Genomic DNA, 6,516 nt, shown 5'->3' with positions numbered 1-6,516 from the left:
CCGGCATCCCCGTCGTCCTCGCCGCACCGGCCGCCGAGCGGCCCGGCCGCGGCGCCTCCGGGGCCCGCGGGCGCTCCCGCCGCCCGGCGCGTGCGCGGCGCACGCCGGCCCCCACCGGACGGGACGGACGCGGGCGGCCCCGCCGCACGGCCTGAGCACCGCACGACGCTCCGCCCCGTGGCACGGCCCCGGCCGCCGGTGCCCCGGACGGCGGCATCTGCCGCCCGCCGTGCATGCCCCTCTTACCGCCGGGGTACCCCGGCGGCTCTCCGAGACCGGAGGAGGCACCCCATGAGCAAGATCAAGAACCCGATCGAACTCCAGAAGGCCCTGGGCGGCATCGACTACCCCGCCGACCGGGAGGCCCTGGTCGAGCACGCCAGGAAGAAGGGCGCGAAGGAAGAGGTGGTCAAGGAGCTCTCCTCGCTGAAGAAGGACCGCTTCGACGGCCCGGACGACGTGAGCCAGGCGGTCTTCGGCAAGAAGAGCTGACCCACCACGTCAGCCGGTCCGCACGGTGTCCGCCCGGGGCGCGGCCGGAAGCCGCGCCCCGGAGGCGTGATCGCGCCGGAAGGCCGCGCCCGCCCGTCCGCGGGCCACGGCCTTCCGGCGTCCGGCCCGCCTAGCGGCCGCCCTCGCCCTTCTCGCCCGTGAGGTCCTCGCGGTCCACACCCGCCTCGGACATGGCGTCCTCCAGCTCCCGCCCGACGTTCCCCCGGTTCTCGTTGGCGGCCTCGGCCCTGCGGGCGGCCTGCTCCCCCTGCTCGTCGAAGACGACCTGATCGGTCTTGCCGGTCTTGGGCCGGTTCTCCTCGGGCGTGGTCATGACGGCCTCCTCGCTCGTGTCGCTCGTATTGATCTCCGGTCCTGCGGACAGCGGACGCCGTACCCGTTTGCGCGCGACACATGCGGACCGGCACCCCCCGACCGACACGTGCGGACCGACGCGTGCGGACCGGGCCGGGAACCGCGGACGCGGCAGGGGTGTCTGTCACGGCGACGGCGGAACGGCGGGGGTTCCGGATTCCGGGGGGTGGGGCCAGTGGCCGGATGGACGGTGCCGGGGTACACCGAGCGGCGCGAACTGGGGTCCGGCGCGAGCGGACGGGTCGTCCTGGCCGTGCACGAGGACACCGGAACCCCGGTGGCCGTGAAGTACCTGAGCGAGGCGCTCCTGGTGGACGGCGGCTTCCTGCACGCCTTCCGCGAGGAGGCCCGGCTGCTGGGCGAGCTGCGCTCACCGCACGTGGTGGCGCTGTACGAGTACGTCGAGTCCCCGCTGGGCGCGGCGATCGTGATGGAGGCGGTGGACGGCGTCGCGCTGCGCGCGCTGCTGCGGCGGGAGGGCCCCACAGGACCGGAGGCGGCGCTGGCGGTGCTCAAGGGCTCGCTGCTGGGCCTGGCCGCGGCCCACCGGGCCGGAGTGGTGCACCGGGACTACAAACCGGCGAACGTGCTGGTGGCGGCCGACGGCACGTCGAAGCTGGCCGACTTCGGCATCGCCACCCGCGGCGGGACCGCCTCCGGGAGTTCGGGCACCCCGCTGTACATGGCCCCGGAGCAGTGGAACGGCAGCCCCGCCTCCCCCGCGACCGACGTCTACGCCGCGACCGCGACCTTCTACGAGTGCCTGACCGGACAGGCCCCCTACCCGGGGGAGAACCTCGCCGAACTGGCCGTGCGGCACATCAGCGCGCCCGTCCCCGCCGAGCGGGTGCCCGAACCGGTGCGCGGCCTGGTCCGGAGCGGCCTGGCCAAGGACCCCGGACGGCGCCCGCACGACGCGGCGGCCTTCGTCGCGGAGCTGGAGGCGGTGGCCGGGGCGGCGTACGGCGAGGACTGGGAGGAGCGCGGGCAGCGCAGGCTCGCCGCGCTGGCCGCCCTGCTGCCGCTGCTGCTCCCCTCGGCGCAGGGGGGCTCCGCCTCCGTCGCGGACCTGGCCACCACCGCGCTGGGCGGCGCGGGCCGGGGCCTCCGGTCCGGCCCGCGCGGCCTGCTGACCGCCGCGGGCGTGCTGGTCCTGGCCGGTGCGCTGACCGTGACGGCGGTGGCGTCCGGCGGCGGGGACGGGGAGGGGACGGCGACGGCCCGGACCCGGGCCACGACCACCGCGGTGCCCGGCGGGAGCGACGGCCCGTCCGGCGCGCCGCCCGGACCCGCGGCGCCCTCCGCGTCGCATCACGCCCCGTCCTCCGCGCCACCGTCGCCGTCGCCCTCCGCGACCGGGGACGGGCCCGCGGACGCCACCACGGACGGGGCCGCAAACGGGGCCACGGACGGGGCGGCTCCGGGGAGCCCGTCCGCCGCGCCGGGCGGCACCGGCACCACCACCGGGGCGAGCGGCGCGCAGACCCCCGAAGGCGCCTCGGCACCGCCCGGAGGCCCCTCCTCCAGCGCTCCCCCGACGGCGGGAACGGACACCGGCGAACCCTCCCCGCCCGTGCGGGTCCGCGCGGTGTCGGCCGCGGGACCGACCCAGCAGGGCCCCACCGGCGCCACCGCGACCGTCCGGGTCACCACGACCGGGACCGGTCCGGTGACCCTGACCGTCACCTGGGACGCCGGCGACACCCGGGGCGTACCGGGCACGCGGGACGGCGCGGTGCGGACGTACACGCTGAGCGGGGAGACGGCCTACAGCATCTCCGTCGAGCACACCTTCACCGGCCGCGGCTGCTACTGGGGCGTCGGCGCCTCGACCGATCCGGCGCCCGCGGGCGGAAGCGCGTGGCAGCAGGTCCTCACCCGCCAGTGCGAGCTGCGGTGACCGGCCCCCACGGCCCCGCCGGCCCCACCGGCGAAGGCGCCCGCGACGACGACGCGTACAGCGCGACCGCCCTGGGCAGCCACTGGTTCCGGACGCCGTCCACCGGGGAGACCCGCCGCGACGCGCCCACCGTCCGCCTCGCGGCAGGAGGCGCCGGAGAGGATGCCGGGGACGGCCTGCTGCGCTTCGGGCCGGGAGTGCCCGCACCCCCCTCCGGCGACGGCGGCGGTGGCGGCGGCGGTACGGCCTCGGCCACCGCCGTCCGCCACGGCACCCCACCGTACGCGCACCCCGCCGCGGCGGGCGCAGGGCGCCGCCGGCCGCGACTGCGGCGGTACGCCCTGGCCGCCGCCGTCCTGCTCGCCGTCCTGGCGTACCTGGCCTGGCAGCGGCTGGGGCCGGACCTGGCCGTCGAGCACGTGGCCGTGCGCACCGACCCCGACGGCCCCGGCTGCGACGGCACGGCCGACGTGGTGGGCGCGGTGACGACCAACGGACGGGCGGGAACGATCCGCTACCGGTGGCTGCGCAGCGACGGCACCTCCTCCGGCGTGCTGGAGGAGGAGGTCGCCCGGGGGCAGCGGCAGGCGCGGCTGCACCTGTTGTGGACCTTCCGCGGCGAAGGCGTCCACCGGGCCACCGCACGCCTGGAGATCACCTCGCCCGGGAGGCACACGGCCGGGGCGGCCTTCACCTACCGGTGCCCGTGACGGCCCGTCCGCCGCTCAGACGGGCACGGGCCGGCCGTGCCGGAAGACCTGGGCTTGAAGACCTGGCGGCCGTGCCAGGCGACGAAGGCCCTGTCCACGGCCGACCGTCCGGGGCCCGGGTCGTGGCCCTCCCGGCTGCGGGCGGTGCAGCGGGGCGAGACGCGGATGCGCAGGTCGGGTGCGAGGCCCAGCGTCCCGAGGTCGGACAGCGCGTGGTGCGGGGCGCACGGCGCGACGACGTTGCCCGGTTCGTCGGGTCCGCCCCGGCTGTGCCGGCGGATGTGCACGGCCTCCGGACCGACCGGGTTCCGGCCCAGCGCCCCGTCGTAGCCGCACATCGCGCAGGCGAAGGCGTACGCCTGCAGCACCTCCCCGGCGAAGCCCGGGCCGACGGCACGGGTTCCGCCCCCTCGGGCCCGGTGTCGGCACGGATCGCGGCCTGCAGCGCGGGTGTGAAGTGACGGTCCGGCAGGAGGCGGGCGGCGGCCGCCAGGAGGCCGGGACCGGCCGGCAGCCGTTCGACGGGCGGACGCAGCCGGCCTGTCGCGCCCCGCGCGCGCAGCCAGGAGCCGCGCTCGGGGGCCGAGGCGGGTATCGGCCGACCCTCGGCGCCCTCCACCTCCCACAGGGTGCGTTCGAGGTGCACGAACGGCACGGCGGCGCGGTCGCGGGAGACCCGGGCGGGCGGACCGTAGTCGTCGATCATGCGGCTGACCGGTTCCTCGGCCCCGGCGTGGGAGACCGCCGTACTGCCGGTCGCGGCGAAGCGGCCCAGCAGCCACAGCAGCAGGGGCGGTTTGTGCGGGGCGCGTCACCCGCCCACGGAGACTCGCCGCGGGTTCACCAGCGCGGACGGCAGTTCTCCCTCGCCATCACGTTCCTCGCCATCACGTTCCTCGCCACAGCGGTCCGCGGTGCCACGGCCCACCCGCCCGCCGTCATGGCCCGGGCGCCGCGCGGGTACGCCTTTCCAGGACCGGGTGTTCCGCCGGAAGTGATGCGAGGTCCGACACGTGACCACGACCGCCAGCACCGACGAACCGTGGTGGAAGACCGCCGTGGTGTACCAGATCTACCCCCGCAGCTTCGCCGACTCCGACGGCGACGGCGTCGGCGACCTGCGGGGGATCATCCAACGGCTGGACTACCTGGCGGAGTTGGGCGTCGACGTGCTCTGGCTCTCCCCCGTCTATCCCTCGCCGCACGACGACAACGGCTACGACATCACCGACTACCGCGGCATCGATCCGCTCTACGGCACCCTGGAGGACTTCGACGAGCTGCTCGCCGACGTCCACCGGCGCGGGATGCGGCTGGTGATGGACCTGGTGGTCAACCACACCTCCGACGAGCACCCGTGGTTCACCGAGTCGCGCGACGGCGGCCCGGGCGGCCCCCGGCGCGACTGGTACTGGTGGCGTCCCGCCCGTGCGGGCAGGGAGCCCGGCACGCCGGGCGCCGAGCCGAACAACTGGGGTTCGTTCTTCTCCGGGCCGGCCTGGACCTACGACGAGGCGAGCGGCGAGTACTACCTGCACCTGTTCTCCCGCAAGCAGCCCGACCTCAACTGGGACAACCCCCAGGTGCGGCAGGCCGTGTACGCCATGATGCGCTGGTGGCTGGACCGCGGTGTGGACGGCTTCCGGATGGACGTCGTCAACCTCCTCTCCAAGGACCCGGCCCTGCCCGACGGCGAGGTGCCCGACGGCGGCCGGTACGGCGACGGCTCCCCGTACTACGTCTGCGGCCCGCGCATCCACGAGTACCTGGCCGAGATGCACCGCGAGGTGTTCGCCGGGCGTCCGGGGAGGCTGCTGACGGTCGGGGAGACGCCCGGGGTGACCATCGAGCAGGCGCGGCTGTTCACCGACCCGGCGCGGGCCGAGGTGGACATGGTGTTCCAGTTCGAGCACGTCGGGCTCGACCACGGCCCCGGCGGCAAGTTCGACCCCCGGCCGCTGTGGCTGCCGGAGCTCAAGGCGTCACTGGCCCGCTGGCAGACCGGGCTGAACGGGGTGGGCTGGAACAGCCTGTACTGGAACAACCACGACCAGCCGCGCGCCGTCTCCCGCTTCGGCGACGACAGCCCCCGCCACCGGGTGCGTTCCGCGACCGCCCTGGCCACGGTGCTGCACCTGCACCGCGGCACGCCGTACGTCTACCAGGGCGAGGAACTGGGCATGACCAACGCCCCGTTCGCGTCCGTCGAGGACTTCCGGGACATCGAGTCGCTCCGGCACTTCGAGGAGGAGGTCGCGCACGGCGCCGACCCCGAGGCGGTGCTCGACGCGCTGCGCACGATGGGGCGCGACAACGCCCGCACCCCCATGCAGTGGGACGCGTCCCCCAACGCCGGCTTCACCAAGGGCACGCCCTGGATCGCCGTCAACCCCAACCACACGGAGATCAACGCCGCCGCGGCGGTCGCCGACCCGGGGTCCGTCTTCCACCACTACCGCCGCCTGATCGCGCTGCGGCACGACGAACCCGCCGTCGCCTTCGGCGACTTCACCCTGCTGCTGCCGGACGACGAGCAGGTCCACGCGTTCCTCCGCCGCCACGAGGACGGCTCCGGCGGTACGACCGAACTGCTGGTGCTCGCCAACCTCTCCTCCGCGCCCGCCTCCGTCCCCGTCCCCGCCGGCTGGACGGGGACGGAGGTGCTGCTCACCAACCACCCCGCCGCCGCCCCGCTCACCTCCCCCACCACGGTCCTGGCCCCGTGGGAGGCCCGCGTCCACCGCCGTACGACGGGCGGTACGGCGGGCGGGTGAACGCGGCGCACGGCGCCCGCGTACGGACGTACGGGTGCGTACACAAACCCGGGGCACCCGTACAACAGGGCCCTTGTAGAGAGGAAGGCCGTAGCCGGCTCCTCCGGCAATCGTTCTCCGAGCGTGCCAGAGAGGGGAGAGGCAAGGACATCAAGGGCCGATGACCGCGCGAAGAAAGGAGCATGGGGCGACGGACACCCGCCACGCCGCGTACCGTCATTCGCCGTCCTTGGACCACCGTGCTCGATCGACTCCCGCCCCCGGT

5 protein-coding genes and 1 pseudogene are annotated in these 6,516 nt (G+C 75.7%); 4 read left to right on the top strand and 2 right to left on the bottom strand.

The genetic code is table 11. The annotated features are described in order from the left end of the window. The first annotated feature begins 291 nt into the window (after positions 1 to 291). Positions 292 to 492, top strand: a complete 201-nt coding sequence (locus VE546_RS02905; protein WP_324917777.1) for a DUF2795 domain-containing protein — start codon at positions 292 to 294, stop codon at positions 490 to 492. Positions 493 to 622: 130 nt separating this feature from the next. On the opposite strand, the gene VE546_RS02900 is transcribed toward VE546_RS02905, so the two are convergent. Then, positions 623 to 826, bottom strand: coding sequence for a hypothetical protein (locus VE546_RS02900; protein ID WP_324917774.1), 204 nt, complete (start codon positions 824 to 826; stop codon positions 623 to 625). Positions 827 to 1,042: 216 nt separating this feature from the next. Between VE546_RS02900 and VE546_RS02895 the strand changes: the two genes are divergently transcribed. Further along, positions 1,043 to 2,767: a serine/threonine-protein kinase gene (locus tag VE546_RS02895; RefSeq protein WP_324917771.1), complete on the top strand. Its 1,725-nt coding sequence runs from the start codon at positions 1,043 to 1,045 to the stop codon at positions 2,765 to 2,767. Then, positions 2,752 to 3,477, top strand: a complete 726-nt coding sequence (locus tag VE546_RS02890; protein ID WP_324917768.1) for a hypothetical protein — start codon at positions 2,752 to 2,754, stop codon at positions 3,475 to 3,477. Before VE546_RS02895 ends, VE546_RS02890 begins: the two co-directional genes overlap by 16 nt. Here VE546_RS02890 and VE546_RS27895 read toward each other — a convergent pair. Beyond that, positions 3,462 to 4,336: pseudogene (locus VE546_RS27895) on the bottom strand (restriction endonuclease). The gene VE546_RS02890 and the pseudogene VE546_RS27895 overlap by 16 nt on opposite strands. Before the next feature lie 154 nt (positions 4,337 to 4,490). Here VE546_RS27895 and VE546_RS02880 point away from each other — a divergent pair. Then, positions 4,491 to 6,251: an alpha-glucosidase gene (locus VE546_RS02880; RefSeq protein WP_324917763.1), complete on the top strand. Its 1,761-nt coding sequence runs from the start codon at positions 4,491 to 4,493 to the stop codon at positions 6,249 to 6,251. The last annotated feature ends 265 nt before the right edge of the window (positions 6,252 to 6,516 follow it).

Origin of the sequence: Streptomyces sp. (assembly GCF_035644915.1) — a bacterium.
Lineage (GTDB): Bacteria > Actinomycetota > Actinomycetes > Streptomycetales > Streptomycetaceae > Streptomyces.
This window is presented reverse-complemented; position numbering and strand designations above follow the sequence as displayed.

Coding starts and splice junctions, on each gene's coding strand:
- VE546_RS02900 (WP_324917774.1), bottom strand. CDS start 826: ATGACCACGCCCGAGGAGAACCGGCCCAAGACCGGCAAGACCGATCAG.
- VE546_RS02905 (WP_324917777.1), top strand. CDS start 292: ATGAGCAAGATCAAGAACCCGATCGAACTCCAGAAGGCCCTGGGCGGC.